The following is a 14085-nucleotide window of genomic DNA, read 5'->3' as shown; positions in this document are numbered from 1 at the left end:
ATGTCAAAGCCCTTGATCGGGCAGAGGGAGGCCGGATGGAGGCCGCAGGCACCCTGGAGCGCGGCCTGACCGTGCTGAGGGCCCTCGTCGCCGGCCCCGCCGGGCGCAGGCGCGCCACGGACCTGGTGCGCGCCACCGGCCTGGCCAGGTCGACCGTCGACCGCGTCCTGGCCACGCTGGTCCACCTCGGCTACGTCCGCGCCGAGGGGCGCGACATGTTGCCCGCGCCGCCCCTGATGGAGCTGGGCGAGGCCTACCTCGCCTGTGGCGGGCTGCGCGACCCGCTCGCGCCGCTGGCGGAGCGGCTGGCGGAGGAGCTGGACGAGTCCGTGTCGCTGGCCGTCGAGGACTGCGACGGGGTGCGCTTCATCGGCCAGTTCACCCGGCGGCGCACCATGTCGGTCGCCTTCCGGGTGGGCGACCTGCTGCCCGCCGCCCGCTGCGCGGCCGGCCTGGCGCTGCTCGATCCGGCTGCGCCGTGGGCCGAGGACGACCAGCTCATCGAGCCCGGCCTGATCGCGGTCGCGGTGCCCGTACGTGACCGGGAGGGCAAAGCGGTCTGCGCGGTGAGCGTCGTCAGCCACACCAGCAGGCACACCGCCGCCAGCCTGCGCGACTACGCGCTCCCCCGCCTGCGCAAGACGGTCGCGGCCATGGAGGCGGCCCTGACCGAGCCGCCATCCCCACCCCGCCAGAAGGAGCCCACCGCCGCCCCGGATCTCTCGCGCACCATCAAGGACGAGCTGGGGGCGGGTTTCCTGCAGTCGCTGGCTCGTGGCCTGGCCGTGCTCGTGTCACTCGGCTCGGCCCGCGGCGGCCTGAGCCTGGCCGACGCCGCCAAGGCCACCGGGCTGCCGAGGGCCACCGCGCGGCGGTCGCTGCAGGTCCTGGAGCGGCTCGGCTACGCGGCCTGCCACGACGCCCGCTTCGCGCTGCTCCCCAGGGTGATGGAGCTGGGCTACGCCGCGCTGTCGGAGCGCACCTTCGGTGAGGTCGTCCAGCCGCACCTCGCCGACCTGGTGGCCCGGGTCCACCAGTCGGCCTCGGTCGGGGTGCTGTCCGGCGACGACGTCCTGTACGTGGCGCGCGTGCCCACGGTGAGCATCATGACCGTCAACATCACGGTCGGCACCCGCTTCCCCGCGTACGCCACCTCCATGGGCCGCGTACTGCTCGCCGGCCAGCCCGGTGAGCGGCTGGCGGCCATCGTGCCCGAGCCGCTGACCCGCCGCACGATCACGTCGCCCGCCGGGTTGCGAGCCGCGGTCCGTCAGGCCGCCGAAGACGGGTACGCGCTGGTCGACCAGGAGCTGGAGGAGGGAGTGCGGTCGATCGCCGTGCCCGTACGCGACCGCGAAGGGCGGGTGGTCGCGGCCGTCAACGTCGCCACCCACGCCAGCCGCGCGAGCCGGGCCGACCTGCTCCGCGACGTGCTTCCCGCCCTCACCGAGACCGCCGCCAGGATGGCGGCCGACCTGCGGCACATCCCCGCGCGACCGTGACGGGGCCGGCTCAGCAGGCCGTCACTCGCGTACGCCCATCGCCCCCCTCGGCGGCGCGATCAGGCCGTACATGACCAGTGCGCAGAGCGCGATCGAGATCACCGACCAGACGGGGAAGGCCGACATGAAGGCGAAGTGGCCGATCATGGCGAGCCCCGCCAGGATGACCCCCGCCACGCGGGCCCACATCTGCCCGGCCAGCACGCCGAGCCCGATGGCGAACATCAGCACGCCGAGCGCCAGCCAGATCCAGCCCCACGCGGTGTAGTTCCACACCAGGAGCCGCCCGCCGGGTGTGACGAAGAAGTACGTCTTGAACAGGGCGATGACGCCTTCGATGATGTGGAAGACGCCCAGCACCATGGCCAGCGTGCCGGCGAATCCGAGCCAGCCGGAGAAACCGGCGCCTGGGTGGAAGGCTCGTCCGAACGGTGTTGACGTCATGATCGTCTCCTTCCCGGTGAGCTGAAACCTCACGGGTCGCAGATGCATCCATGCCCGAAATGCCCGGCAGCAACAGCCCTTTCGGCAAAGCTATGTTTTCGCACGGGCAAAGGCAGCCAAAAACGCAACTACTCGACAAAAAGATTTTTTTACCAATTTTCCCAAAAAGGAAGACGCCCTTGACCGACATATCCGTTTGAAAAGCGACAAAGTGCACTCAAAACCATTCACCGAATAGTGTGGATAGTGGAGGCTCGGAGACCGGCGGCACGGTGAACCGAGCGCCTGAGCCGTTGGAGCATGCATGACCATGACCGCACCGATCATCTCGTGCCGGTTGCCCGCCGAGCTCAACAGCTTCGTCGGCCGGCGGCGCGAGATCGCCGAGGTCAAGCGGCTGCTGTCCGAGGCCAGGCTGGTGACGCTCGTCGGCGTGGGCGGCGTCGGCAAGACGCGCCTGTCCCTGCGGGTCGGCTACGACCTGCGGCGCGCCTTCCACGACGGGGTGTGGCTGGTCGAGCTCGCGGCACTGGAAAGCCCCGAACTGCTCCTGCAGACGGTGACGGAGTGCCTGGAGATCCAGGACCGTTCCGTACGGCCGTCCATCGAGGTGCTCATCGATCACCTGCGGGACAAGCAGTTGCTCCTGATCCTGGACAACTGCGAGCACCTGCTGGAATCATGCGCCATGCTGGCGGAGACGCTCATGCGCTCCGTGCCCGGCCTGCGGATCCTGGCCACCAGCCGGCAGTCGCTCGGAGTCGCCGGAGAGCAGACGATGCCCGTGCCGACGCTGCCCATGCCTGAGTGCAACGGCACGCGCCCTTCCACCGAGTCGCTGAAGGGGTTCGACGCGGTACGGCTGTTCGCCGAGCGCGCCCAGGCGGTGGTCCCGGGATTCGAGGTGACCGAGGCCAACCAGGAGGTCGTGGCGCGCATCTGCCGCCATCTCGACGGCATCCCGCTGGCGATCGAGCTGGCGGCCGTGCGGCTGCGGGCGATCTCCGTGGAGCAGCTGCTGGCCCGGCTCGACGACCGGTTCCGGCTGCTCACGATGGGCGCGCGCACGGCCATGCCGCGCCAGCAGACGCTGCGGGCGCTGATCGACTGGAGCTACAGCCTGTGCACCGATCAGGAGCGGCTGCTGTGGGCCCGGCTCTCGGTGTTCTCCGGCGGCCTGGACCTGGAGGCGGCCGAGCAGGTGTGCTCGGGGGACGGCATCCTCCCCGAGGAGGTCGTCGACCTGATGATCGGCCTGGTGGGCAAGTCGGTGCTGGCCCGCGAGGAGCACGACTCGACGGTGCGCTTCCGGTTGCTGGAGACGATCCGCCAGTACGGCCGCGAACGGCTGCGCGAGGCGGGCGAGGAGGCGGAGCTGAAGGTCCGGCACCGCGACTGGTGCCACGACCTGGTGACCCGCGCGCAGCGCGAATGGTTCGGCCCCGACCAGGTGGCCTGGTTCACGCGCCTGCACAGCGAGCACGGCAACCTCCGCACGGCGCTCGACTTCTGCCTCACGACGCCGGGCGAGGCGGAGCGCGGCCTGGCCATCGCCACGGCGCTGCGGTTCTACTGGATCGCGGCCGGCTCGCTGCGCGAGGGGCGCGTCTGGCTCGACCGCCTGCTCACCGCCTGTGCCGAGCCGACTCCCGCCCGCGCCGGCGCCCTGTGCCTCAACGCGCGGCTGGCGGTCCTGCAGAGCGACTTCGCGCTGGCCGCGAAGATGCTGGTCGAGTGCCACAGCCTGGGCATGGAGCTGGGCGACGCGGGGATCCTCGCGGGCACCGCGTACGTCTCCGGCCTCGCGGCCCTGATCCAGCGCGACTTCACCGGCGCGGTGACCTTCCTCGAGCAGGCGGTCGAAGGTCACTGCGAGGCCGGCGAGGACATGGGCATGGTGAACGCGCTGATGTACCTCGCCACCGCCCACTCGCTGCTCGGCCACTCCGATCAGGCCCAGACCCAGTACAAGGAGTGCCTGGCAATCTGCGAGGCGCGCGAGGACCACTGGTTCAGGTCGTACACGCTGTGGGTGTACGGGATCGAGCTGTGGCGGCAGGGCGACACGGCCCAGGCGGTCGAGATGGAGCGCGAGGCCATCCGGCTCAAGCGGCCCTTCGACGACCGTCTGGGCATCGCCCTGTGCATCGAGGCGCTGGCGTGGATGGCCGCCGACGGCGCGGCCGAGCGCGCCGCGGTGCTGTTCGGCGCCTCGCAGGAGAGCTGGCGGTCGTTCGGCGCTCCCCTGCTCAGCTACCTGACCGGCTACCACGACTCCGCCGAGGCGCTGGCCCGGGAACGCCTCGGCGGGCGCCGGTTCGAGGCCGGCTTCCGCAAGGGCGCCGAGCTCAGCTCCACCGAGGCGATCGCGTACGCCATGTGCGAGACCGCCCAGGTGGCCGAGCCGGCGCGCAAGGCGGTGGCCTCACCGCTCACCCGCAGGGAGATGGAGATCGCCCGGCTCGTCGCCCAGGGCATGACCAACAAGGCGATCGCGTCCCAGCTGGTCATCGCCCAGCGCACGGCGGAGGGGCACGTCGAGCACATCCTGAACAAGCTCGGGTTCAACTCCCGGGCCCAGATCGCGGCCTGGGTCGGCGAACAGGGGCAGCTCCTTCCCGGGAAGTCTCCATGAACGCCACCGCCGGCCTACTGACTGACAAATCCAGCTTTGTCGGGCGGACGCATGAGCTGACCGCGGTGCGGAAGATGCTGGGCCAGGCCCGGCTGCTCACCTTGACCGGCGTGGGCGGCGTCGGCAAGACCCGGCTGGCGCTCAGGGCGGCGGAGCTCCTGCGGGACACGTACCAGGACGGCGTCGAGGTGGTCGAGCTGGCCACGCTGGAGACCGGCGACCTGCTCGAGCCGGCGGTCGCCACGGCGCTGGGGTTGCGCGACGGGCGCCCCGACCTCATGACCGTGCTGCTGGACTACCTGTCGGGCCGGCGGATGCTGCTGGTCCTGGACAACTGCGAGCATCTGAGCGCGGTCTGCGCCCCGTTCGTGGACCGGCTGCTGCGGGCCGCCCCCCGGGTGCAGGTGCTGGCGACCAGCAGGCAGACGCTGCGGGTGTACGGCGAGCAGGTGCTGAGGGTCGCTCCCCTGCCCATCCCGACCCCAGGGGCCACCCTGCGGGAGATCGCCCGCCAGGACTCCGTGCGCCTGTTCCTGGAGCGCGCGGCGGGCGCCGTGCCCGGCTTCACGCTGCATCCGGGGAACATGGCGGCCGTGGCGCGGCTGGTGCAGCGCCTTGAGGGGATCCCGCTGGCGATCGAGCTGGCCGCGGTTCGGCTGCGCACCCTGCCGCTGGAGCAGCTGACGCGCGAGCTGGACGAGCGGTTGGACGTGCTGGCCGCGGGGGCTCCCGCCGCGCTGCCCCGCCACCAGACGCTGCGCGCGACCATCGACTGGAGTTTCTGCCTGTGCTCGTCCGGCGAGCGGCGGTTGTGGGCCCGGCTGGGCATGTTCCCCGGCGGCGCGGACCTGGAGACCGCGGAGGCGGTGTGCTCGGGCGAGGGCATCGACCGTCTCGACGTGCTCGATCACCTCGCCGGTCTGGTCGACAAGTCGGTCCTGCTCACGGACGGGCTCCGGTACCGCATGCCGGAGAGCCTGCGCACGTACGGCTGCGAACAGGTGCCGCCCTCCGAGCTGCGGCAGCTACGCCGGCGTTACGTCGACCACTACCGCAAGCTGGTGGAGGAGGACCGGGTCGACCAGATGGTTCCCGAGCAGCTGGAGCGGTTTCTGCGGCTGCAGCGGGAGCTGCCCAACATCCGCGTCGCCCTCGAAGCGTGCATGAGCGAGCCGGGGCTGGCTCCCGTGGGAGTGGGCGCCGCGACGGCGATGTGGTGCTTCTGGCTGCTCACCGGCTCGCTCACCGAGGGCCGCTACTGGCTGGAGCGCGGCCTCGAGCAGGTGCCGGAAGACCACCCTGTACGGGCGGCCGGACTCTGGGCCGACAGCATGCTCGCCATCCGCCAGGGCGACCTCCTGGCGGGGATGCCGAGGTTGCATGCCTCCATCGCCCTGGCCCGTGCGGCGGGCGACCAGAAGCTGCTGGCGTACACCCTGCGTACCAAGGGGGTCGCGGCGTTCCTCGCCCGCGACGCCCGGCGCGGCTTCGCGCTGGTGCGGGAGGCCCTGGCCCTGCACCACGCCATCGACGACCTCGACGGCATCATGTTCGGACTCTACGTCGGCGCCACGTACGGCTCCAATGCGGACCCGCCCCAGTCCGCCGCCTACGGCGAAGAGCTCCTGGGCCTGTGCGAGCGGCAGCACGCCCTGGTCTTCCGCGCGTACGCCCACCTGGCGCTCGGTGTCGCCTGGTGGAACCTGGGCGACAGCAGGCGGGCCGAAGCGCTGGTGACGACGGCCACCGAGGTCACCGGAGGGATCAACGACAGGTGGTGTCTCACCCAGTGCCTGGAGGTGCTGGCGTGGATCGCGGGCGCGCGGGAGCAGCACGACAGGGCGGCCGAGCTGCTGGGGGCGGCGCACGCGATGTGGGAGGCGGTGGGCGCCTCACCCGAATGGATGAGCCACCACGCGGCGTGGCACGAGCGCTGCACCCGGCAGGCCCGCCGCGCGCTGGGCGGACCGACGTTCACGGCCGCCTTCCGCGAGGGCGCGAGGCTCGGCCCGGAACGCGCCGTGGCCTACGCGCTGGGCGGACCACGGGTCCAGTAGGGCCGAGACCACCGCGTCCTGCCCGAACCGAGACCGCCGCGTCCTGCCCGGCTGAAAGCGGTCAGGGACGGGGTGAGAGGCGGAAGACGCGCAACTCGCGGCCGGAGCGGTCGGTGTAGCCCTGGTACAGCGGCCAGAAGCGGGTGAGCGCCTGCCAGGCCTGCTCGCGCTCGGCGCCGGTCAGCAGGACGGCCGTCACGGGGATGACGCGCCCGCGGAAGGCCACCGTGGCCTGCGGGGTCTTGAGCAGGTTGCCGCTCCAGGCCGGGTGGTGCTCCCTGCCGAAGTTGCTGCCGACCACCAGGAATGTGCCGCCGTCCTCGGGCAGGCAGGCCAGCGGGCTCTCGCGGGGCTGCCCGGACTTGCTGCCCGTCGTGGTGAGCAGCAAATGGGGGATCATCTGGTCGCCCATGAGGACACGTCCGCCGGTCACGCGGTTGACGAAGCGGTCGAGGGGCGGCACGATCTTGGGCGCGACCCGGGCGAAGCCCCTGGTGCCCGCGAGCCACTGGAAGAACGGGCGCAGCGCGGTGCTGAACCGCGCCCTGACCCCGCCGCTGGACTGCTGCTCGACCACGGTGACCTCACGTCCGGCTCGGGTGGGGCTGCTGACGGGGGCCAAGGATACTTCCCAACCAAGCGATAGGTCTACTCGACGGACGACCAGGGCGACGGCCGGTCGATCCGGTAGAGGTAGTGGGCGGGCCCGTGGACCGGGTTGTCCGGCTCGAGCTCGCCTTCCGCGACCCGGCGCATCCCGGCCTTCTCCAGCGCCCGCCACGACGCGCGGTTGCCCGCGGAGACCGGGACCAGCACGCAGGGGGCGTCGGGGAACTCGTCCCACGTCCGCTCGATGACCGAGCGGATCATCGCCGTCCCGTGCCCCTGGCCGACCTGTCCCGGATCGCCGATCAGGTAGTCGATGGTCATCGTGCCGTCGGGGACGGGCACGATGGCCGCCAGCGAGGCCAGATAGTCCGGATAGTCCGCCAACCGCGACCGCTGGACCAGGCCGAGCGGCCGGTCGTCGAGGAACACGAGCAGGTCCTCCGACGGCTCCTCTCCCCTGTCGACGGGGCCGAAGTCGCGCGCCACCGCCTCCATCGAGGTCTCGTGGTTCCACCACAGCGCCACGTGCGGCTGCTCCAGCCACGTGCGCAGCAGCGGGAAGTCCTCCTGGGCCAGTCGACGCCATGTGATCATCAAGACGCTCCTGAAGTCAGATGCCGGCGGTAGTAGCGGGCCTGGCGGTCACGGTGACCGCATGAGGGATGGCACCATCGCCGGCGCGAATGGTGCTGGACGAAGAAGAGGGAGCAGCCGGGGCCGTGGCAGCGCCGTACCCGGCCGGCCAGCGGGCCGGTCAGCAGCTCGACACAGCCGGCGGCGATGCGGCCGAGCACCGCGGCGGCGCCGGTGGCGGTGTCGAGCCGGCGCGCCGCGGGCGGGCCGTCGCGCCAGTCCAGGCGGAGGAACGTCGGCGCCGCCGCCGCGAAGCCGTTGACCCGCTCGACCGCCGCCGTGCCGGGGGCCAGCCCCTCGACCGCGGCCGACAGCAGGGCGTGTACGCAGTCGCGTAGCGTCCGCACCTGCTCGGCGTGCCGGCTCATCGAGGCCGCCGACTCATGCCGTACGGAGACCTCGGCGAACCACCGATCGACCTGCCGGTCGTCCGCCAGGAAGTCGATTTGCGCCTGGCCCACGCCGTACAGCGTGTTGGCCAGCTCCACCGCGAGAGGTTCCGTCCCGAGGATCGGGAACTCGGCAGCCGTCACGATGCTGACGCTAACAAAGCACTGCAACCGTCAGCATCCGAATATTGGAAAGTCTCTACATGGGGATATAGCGCGGCGGCGGCCGCGGCCTTCAGCGCCGTCGTCACGTCGGTGCTCCGGCCCGAGCAGGCGGTGGCCATGCTGCTGGACGGGCCGCGGGACGAGCCCGGCGAGCTCATCGCCTGGGTGGCCCCGACGTTGCAGCGCCACCTCACCGGCCACGCCCCATGACCACGTGGAAACGCCCAGAGCCGAAGCTCACGCTGGGGCGTCCTGCCTAGTGGCGCCCGGCGTTCGTGTCCGCGGCTCCGGGCCGGGCGCCGAGGGCGATGAGCAGGTAGTGGCGCTGGCGCAGGGTGAGGTCGCCGATGCTGGCGCCGCTGCCGATCCCGCCCTTCCGCAGCACTCTGCTGATCTCGGCCGCGCCGTGTCCCGGCAGGGCCCGCAGCAGCGATTCGACGTCGGCGCTCATGGTGGCCGGCTCGCCGCGTGGCAGGAGGGCCTCCACGCCGAGCTGCCCGGCGGCGACGGCGGCGCGCAGCTCGGCGGCCGTCGTCGGCACCGGCTCTCGTGTGGGTTCGGGCCGGGGGGACGGGGTGCGGGTGGGCGGGACGAGCGGCCTGCCGCTCTGGCCGACGGCGGCGATGGGGACGGCCAGCTCGGGCAGGTCTTCGACGAGAACGGTCTCTGCCGCGACCAGCAGCCCGCCCACCGCCAGCACGCCTGCCGCGGCGACGGCGACATGGCGCCGCACCAGCCGGCCGCTGCTGCGGGCGATCTTCAGCCCGATCACCGCGGTACGCAGCAGCACGCCGGTGAGCAGGCCGAGCAGGATCGGCACGCTCTGCGGGGGGATGGGCGCCACCGCGGCCAGCACGACACCGGCCGCGGGGCTGAGGCAGGAGAGCGCCAGCCAGGGAGCGCGCGGTTTGCTGGCCATGTCGAGCATGGCCGTCATGGCCAGCCCCTCGCCGGCCGAGTGGATCATGAGCGCGGCCACGACGACGGCCGAGGCCGCCAGCACCAGGGTGGCGCCCTCGATCATGCGGTGCAGGCTCAGCGCGACGGCGGTGCCCACGCCTCCGTACACCGCGGCGCTGACGGCCTGCTTGACGCGCCTGTGCAGTCCGGGGGCGTGCTGCCCGCGCTGCACGGCCTCGTGCGGGTGGCCGTGGCGGGTGAAGTACGTGATGGCGGCGAAGCCGACCACCCCGGCCAGCGCCACCAGCCACAGGGGCACTTCGGTGGCGTGGGCCTCACGCCAGGCGTCCGGCATCACGTCGGCCACGGCGGTGACGAGCATGAGCGCCGAGGCGACGGCCAGCCAGATGCTGATCCTGGCGGCGTTGCGATGGGCGAGATGGGCCCCGGCCAGCGTGGACAGCGCCACCAGGCCCACGGCAGCCCACACCGTCCACGCGGGCATGGCGGCGTCAAGACCGGAGTCTTGCAGCGCCGACTGCAGTGCCGGCCCCCCGAGCGGCAAGGACATGTCACGGCCTTTCTCGCGAGTGCGTACGGAGCGGCTCGGTTCACGGGGCGGCGGCGGGACCGGTGTACGTGCCGTGCCCAGGCGTGGCGAGGTCCTCGAGGACGTCGCGCAGCCGCCCCAGCTGGCCGCGCAGGCTTTCCTGCAGTTGCCGCCCATGGTCGGACAGCACCGTGTCGAACTGGTCGAGCTGCTCCTCGATGACCTCGCGGTAGGCCAGGTGGGCGGTACGGGTCAGCGCCTCGGCCGCGGCGGCGGCCTCACGCCGCAGCCGATCGGCCTCCGCGCGGGCCTCGGCGAGGATCTGGCGCGCCTCCTGCCGGGCGATCTCGACGGTCTCCTGCGCGGTCTGCTCCGCTTCCGCCTGCATGTCGGCCGGCACCGGCGGGACGGGCAGGCTCGCCAGCCGCTCGCGCAGGTGGGCGTTGTCCTGCCAGAGCAGCCCGAGCGTGCTCTCCACGCCGGCCAGGAACGCGTCCACCTCGGCCAGGTCGTAGCCGGCGCGCAACCGGACGACGGTGAAGACCTGATGGTGGACGGCGGTGGGGGTCAGCAGGGTGAGCTGGCCGGGACCCGCCGCCTGGACCGGCAGCGTGGCGGCGTCGTCGACGGCGTGACTGAACGGGAGCCGGAGGCGATGGTCGTGTTCTTCGTGCTTGATGTGCATGACGGCGCTTCACCGAACCCTTCGGTGCGACCTTTACCGTTTGACCAGGTAGCTTATACGCACAGTAGTTGACACGTTACCTTGCGCTTAAACGTCTGAGCAGCTGGTCATGGGTAAAGCCGCCCCCGTCATGGAGCGCCGGAGGCCGTCACGAACGACAGCACGGCCTCGGCGAACGCGTCGGGGCGCTGCTCGGGCAGGCAGACGCCGGCGCCGTCGATCACCTTCAGCTCGCAGCCCAGCACCCGCGCCAGGGCCGGCTGGTCAGGCAGCGCGTACGCGTCGTCCGCCCCGCACATCAGCAGGGTGCGGGTGCGTACGAGCGGCAGCCGCGACGCCATCTCGTACGCGCTCACGGCGGCGTGACCGTCGTGGAGGCGATCCACGACCCGCAGAGCGTCGATCACGAACCGGGTGAGGTCGCCCTCCTGGCCGGCGTCGTAGAAGCCGCGCCGCTGCCGCCACAGCTCGGTGACGTGACCGCCGTCGGGCGCCGGCTGGACGTGGTCGACCCGGGGCAGGTCGCGCACCCGTTCCCGGCGTTCGGGGGTGACGTGCGGCATCGCCGAGAGCACCAGTGCCGACAGCCGCGCCGGGGCGCGCGCCGCCACCTCCAGCGCGATCACGGCCCCCGTGTGGTGACCGACGAGGGCGACCCGGGACAGGCCGAGTGCGTCGAGCACCGCCTCGACGCCGTCGGCGAAGCGCTCGATGCTGAACTCGTCGGTGTGGGCCGACTGCCCGAAGCCGAGGGTGTCCAGCGCCATGGCGCGCACGTGGCCGCCCGCGATCGGCAGCACGCGGATGTACTCGGTCCACGACCGCGGGGTCTGGTGCAGGAACAGCACCGGCGTGCCGCTCCCGCATTCGGCGAGGTGCATCTGCCCGAACCGGGTGTCCACGTATCGGCGCCGCACGCTGGTCATCGCTCACCGCCGTTCTGCCGATGCCGGCCTCCGCAGCGGATGCTAGCCCAAGTGCGCCCTCATGGCTCCATCCCTTTGCGCAGCAGCCGCCACGCCTGCCCGGCGACCACGCGCCGGCGGGGCGCCGGGGTCTTGGCGAGGACTCCGGCGACCATGCCGATGACCAGCACCAGGTCCTCGGCCGTGACGTCGTCGCGGACGGCGCCCGCGCGCCGGGCGGCGGGGAGCATCCCGGCCAGGAGGTTCGCCACGCGATCGCGCACCTCGAGGACGCGGGGGTCGGGGTCCGTCGGCGGCGTGGTGACCATGTCGATGAACGCGGTCGAGTCGATGGTCTGCTCGTTGATCAGGGACAGCACGTCGTCGAGCGTGGCGCCGGGCTCGGCCGCCAGCGCCTCCAGCTGGGTGACGCCGTCCTCGAACACGGCCATCGCGAGACTGATGCGGTCGGGGAAGTGCCGGTAGAGGCTGCCCTGGCCGACCCCCGCGGCGCGGGCGACCGCGCTGAGCGGGGCGTTGTATCCGGCGCTGGCGAAGACCTCGCGAGCCGCCGCTATCAGCGCCGCCCGGTTCTCCGCCGCGGCGCTCGGTCCTCTGTTCGATCGACGGGAGTCCGGCACAGCCGTCATGATAGCAACCGGACAACATTGTCCGGTTGCTGCGCACGTGGCGACAGATATGACCCTTCAATGCCCGGCCAATGTCCTCGACGCTTATTTGGCCGCAGGCGACACTCGTATTCATGAAAACAACGGCAAAAGCACTGCTCGCGGGATCGGTGTTAGCCTGCGTCGCGGTGGCCGGCGGGGCAGGCACGGCGCACGCGGCGAATGCCGCCGGCGGGCGGCTGACGTTGATCGGCGACATCGGCGCCGTCACCTTCACCTACCCCACCTGCCAGCCTCCGAGGCAATACCATTCGCAGCTGCGCGAAATCCAGTCATTCGTCAATCAGCCGCCGCCCGGCTGTCAGGCCGTCCTGGTCAACCGAGCGGGGGCGAGCAGGGTGCTGTGTGTCGGCAGCGGTGACGTGCCCTTCGAATTCCGCCAGCCGACGAGCATCATCATCCAGCCTGGCACTGCTCCGGATTGCGGAATCGGGCCGGCAGGGCGCGATTGACGCCGCCGGCGGCCACCCCTGCGTAGACGTTCGCCGGACATGACAGGGGTGGCCGCCGGGCCCGTGCCTACGCTTGGCGGCCACCCCTGCAACGGCATCCGCTCATCCAGCAAGGCAGGCCGGTCAGCCGGCGCGGGGACGCACAGTCGAGGCATGGTCGCGGACCAGGTCGTGGAGCCGATATCGGCCGGGGGCGGGCTCCTGCAGGAGATGGGTGTCCGACAGCTGGTCCAGTAGCCGTCTGGCCTGTAGCGCGGTCGTGTCCAGCAGGGCGGCGGCCGCGTCGACGCCGAAGTCCGTGCTGATGCGCGAGCCCAATACCCGGTATGCGCGTCGTTGTTCAGCGGAAAGCCTTGCGTAGGACAGGTCCAGGGCGGCTGTGACGCTGTGCCGTCCGGCGTTCAGCTCGGCCAGCCGGTCGTCCGTCAGCCGGTCAAGCAGATGCCGCACGCTCCAGGTGGGATGCGCCCGGAGCCGGACGGCGGCGATGCGAACCGCGAGCGGCAGCAGCCCGCAGCGCTGCACGACCTCGGTCAGAACATGCACCGGTGTGCCCGTGACACGCTCCCGTCCGGCCATGCGGGTGAACATGGTGACCGCGTCCGCCACCGCCAGCGTCTCCAGCGACAGGCTTCGGGTGTCGCCCAGACAGGTGAAGCGGCGCCGGCTGGTGACGATCACCCGGCAGTCCGAGCCGGCGGGCAGCAGCGGATGGATCTGGAATCCGTCCGCGGCGTCGTCCAGGATGATCAGGACCTTGCGGTCGGCCAGCACGCTCCGGTACAGCGCGGCGCGGTCATCGACATGCCCGGGGAGGCGCTCGCCGGGGACGCCGAGTGTGCGGAGCACGCGGGCAAGGGCTTCACCCGGTTCGATCGGCGTCATCGATTGCGCATGGCCGTGGAGGTTCACGAAGAGTTGCCCGTCGGGATATCGCGGTGCGAGCCTGTGGGCGGCGTGCACGGCCAGCGCCGTCTTGCCTGCTCCGGCCATACCGTCGATGGAGACGACTGTCACCGTGTTCGCGCTCTGGTGACTCTCCAGGATCGCCAGCTCGCGCTCGCGGCCCACCAGCGCCGCGACATCGGCAGGCAACTGCCGGGGAACGGCCGCCGCTGCCGGCGGTGAGCCGGTCCCCTCCGGATCATCGCTGGTATCGCGAGGCGGCTGGCCGCGAGTGGCGGCGACCAGCATCGCCCGCTCTTCGTCGTCCAGTTCCAGCGCCTTGGCCAGCAGCAGGATCGACCTGGTGCGAGGCTGCCAGAGCCCGCTGTTCTCCAGCCGGCGAACCGTCCGGACGTTGAGGCCGGCCCTTTCTGCGAGTTGCTCCTGAGTGAGTAATGTCCGCTCCCGCCACGTGCGCAGTAGCGCTCCCAAAGACGGCTCCGCGCCGGGCCCCCAGCCCGCCATGACCGGAGCCGGTCCTCTCGTTGCGCTGATGATCGACACCCCCGTTCTCATCGTCGCTCT

The 14085-nt window shown here is 71.7% G+C and carries 13 protein-coding genes; 4 read left to right on the top strand and 9 right to left on the bottom strand.

Annotated features, from left to right (window positions below; genetic code table 11):
• The first annotated feature begins 35 nt into the window (after positions 1 to 35).
• Positions 36 to 1502, top strand: coding sequence for an IclR family transcriptional regulator C-terminal domain-containing protein (locus ACIBVN_RS51290; protein ID WP_397148621.1), 1467 nt, complete (start codon positions 36 to 38; stop codon positions 1500 to 1502).
• A 21-nt stretch (positions 1503 to 1523) separates the two neighbouring features.
• Here the strand turns inward: ACIBVN_RS51290 and ACIBVN_RS51285 are convergent, their stop codons facing one another.
• Positions 1524 to 1946, bottom strand: coding sequence for a hypothetical protein (locus tag ACIBVN_RS51285; RefSeq protein ID WP_349456149.1), 423 nt, complete (start codon positions 1944 to 1946; stop codon positions 1524 to 1526).
• A gap of 304 nt (positions 1947 to 2250) precedes the next feature.
• Between ACIBVN_RS51285 and ACIBVN_RS51280 the strand changes: the two genes are divergently transcribed.
• Together ACIBVN_RS51280 and ACIBVN_RS51275 are read left to right on the top strand one after the other, a co-directional pair.
• Positions 2251 to 4581 (top strand): ATP-binding protein, encoded by a 2331-nt coding sequence (locus ACIBVN_RS51280; protein ID WP_397148619.1) that lies wholly within the window; start codon positions 2251 to 2253, stop codon positions 4579 to 4581.
• Positions 4578 to 6638, top strand: a complete 2061-nt coding sequence (locus tag ACIBVN_RS51275) for an ATP-binding protein (RefSeq protein ID WP_397148617.1) — start codon at positions 4578 to 4580, stop codon at positions 6636 to 6638. The genes ACIBVN_RS51280 and ACIBVN_RS51275 overlap by 4 nt, the downstream gene beginning before the upstream one ends.
• Before the next feature lie 61 nt (positions 6639 to 6699).
• Here ACIBVN_RS51275 and ACIBVN_RS51270 read toward each other — a convergent pair whose 3' ends face one another.
• The 7 genes from ACIBVN_RS51270 to ACIBVN_RS51240 form a co-directional block, all read right to left on the bottom strand.
• Positions 6700 to 7260 (bottom strand): nitroreductase family deazaflavin-dependent oxidoreductase, encoded by a 561-nt coding sequence (locus ACIBVN_RS51270; protein ID WP_397148616.1) that lies wholly within the window; start codon positions 7258 to 7260, stop codon positions 6700 to 6702.
• Positions 7261 to 7286: 26 nt separating this feature from the next.
• The gene (locus ACIBVN_RS51265; protein WP_397148614.1) at positions 7287 to 7841 is read right to left on the bottom strand and encodes a GNAT family N-acetyltransferase; all 555 of its coding nucleotides are present in this window, start codon (positions 7839 to 7841) and stop codon (positions 7287 to 7289) included.
• Positions 7841 to 8413 (bottom strand): CGNR zinc finger domain-containing protein, encoded by a 573-nt coding sequence (locus tag ACIBVN_RS51260; RefSeq protein ID WP_397148612.1) that lies wholly within the window; start codon positions 8411 to 8413, stop codon positions 7841 to 7843. The genes ACIBVN_RS51265 and ACIBVN_RS51260 overlap by 1 nt, the downstream gene beginning before the upstream one ends.
• 277 nt (positions 8414 to 8690) lie before the next feature.
• Positions 8691 to 9905 carry a hypothetical protein gene (locus tag ACIBVN_RS51255; RefSeq protein ID WP_397148610.1) on the bottom strand — a complete coding sequence of 405 codons (1215 nt, stop codon included), beginning with the start codon at positions 9903 to 9905 and terminating at the stop codon, positions 8691 to 8693.
• 40 nt (positions 9906 to 9945) lie between these two features.
• On the bottom strand, positions 9946 to 10569 hold the full coding sequence (locus tag ACIBVN_RS51250; RefSeq protein ID WP_397148608.1) for a DivIVA domain-containing protein: 624 nt from the start codon (positions 10567 to 10569) through the stop codon (positions 9946 to 9948).
• A 128-nt stretch (positions 10570 to 10697) separates the two neighbouring features.
• Positions 10698 to 11495 carry an alpha/beta fold hydrolase gene (locus ACIBVN_RS51245; RefSeq protein ID WP_397148606.1) on the bottom strand — a complete coding sequence of 266 codons (798 nt, stop codon included), beginning with the start codon at positions 11493 to 11495 and terminating at the stop codon, positions 10698 to 10700.
• 59 nt (positions 11496 to 11554) lie between these two features.
• Positions 11555 to 12115, bottom strand: a complete 561-nt coding sequence (locus tag ACIBVN_RS51240; protein ID WP_397148604.1) for a TetR family transcriptional regulator — start codon at positions 12113 to 12115, stop codon at positions 11555 to 11557.
• A 122-nt stretch (positions 12116 to 12237) separates the two neighbouring features.
• Here ACIBVN_RS51240 and ACIBVN_RS51235 point away from each other — a divergent pair, with 122 nt between their 5' ends.
• The gene (locus ACIBVN_RS51235; protein WP_397148602.1) at positions 12238 to 12615 is read left to right on the top strand and encodes a hypothetical protein; all 378 of its coding nucleotides are present in this window, start codon (positions 12238 to 12240) and stop codon (positions 12613 to 12615) included.
• A gap of 123 nt (positions 12616 to 12738) precedes the next feature.
• On the opposite strand, the gene ACIBVN_RS51230 is transcribed toward ACIBVN_RS51235, so the two are convergent.
• Positions 12739 to 14025 (bottom strand): NB-ARC domain-containing protein, encoded by a 1287-nt coding sequence (locus tag ACIBVN_RS51230; protein WP_397148600.1) that lies wholly within the window; start codon positions 14023 to 14025, stop codon positions 12739 to 12741.
• Positions 14026 to 14085: the final 60 nt, after the last annotated feature.

The sequence above is a fragment of the Nonomuraea sp. NPDC049400 genome (assembly GCF_044466425.1).
Taxonomy (GTDB): domain Bacteria; phylum Actinomycetota; class Actinomycetes; order Streptosporangiales; family Streptosporangiaceae; genus Nonomuraea.
The sequence above is the reverse complement of the archived record's forward strand: the minus strand, read 5'-3'. Positions and strand labels throughout refer to the sequence as shown.

Coding starts and splice junctions, on each gene's coding strand:
- ACIBVN_RS51290 (WP_397148621.1), top strand. CDS start 36: ATGGAGGCCGCAGGCACCCTGGAGCGCGGCCTGACCGTGCTGAGGGCC.
- ACIBVN_RS51285 (WP_349456149.1), bottom strand. CDS start 1,946: ATGACGTCAACACCGTTCGGACGAGCCTTCCACCCAGGCGCCGGTTTC.
- ACIBVN_RS51280 (WP_397148619.1), top strand. CDS start 2,251: ATGACCATGACCGCACCGATCATCTCGTGCCGGTTGCCCGCCGAGCTC.
- ACIBVN_RS51275 (WP_397148617.1), top strand. CDS start 4,578: ATGAACGCCACCGCCGGCCTACTGACTGACAAATCCAGCTTTGTCGGG.
- ACIBVN_RS51265 (WP_397148614.1), bottom strand. CDS start 7,841: ATGATCACATGGCGTCGACTGGCCCAGGAGGACTTCCCGCTGCTGCGC.
- ACIBVN_RS51255 (WP_397148610.1), bottom strand. CDS start 9,905: ATGTCCTTGCCGCTCGGGGGGCCGGCACTGCAGTCGGCGCTGCAAGAC.
- ACIBVN_RS51250 (WP_397148608.1), bottom strand. CDS start 10,569: ATGCACATCAAGCACGAAGAACACGACCATCGCCTCCGGCTCCCGTTC.
- ACIBVN_RS51245 (WP_397148606.1), bottom strand. CDS start 11,495: ATGACCAGCGTGCGGCGCCGATACGTGGACACCCGGTTCGGGCAGATG.
- ACIBVN_RS51235 (WP_397148602.1), top strand. CDS start 12,238: ATGAAAACAACGGCAAAAGCACTGCTCGCGGGATCGGTGTTAGCCTGC.
- ACIBVN_RS51230 (WP_397148600.1), bottom strand. CDS start 14,025: ATGGCGGGCTGGGGGCCCGGCGCGGAGCCGTCTTTGGGAGCGCTACTG.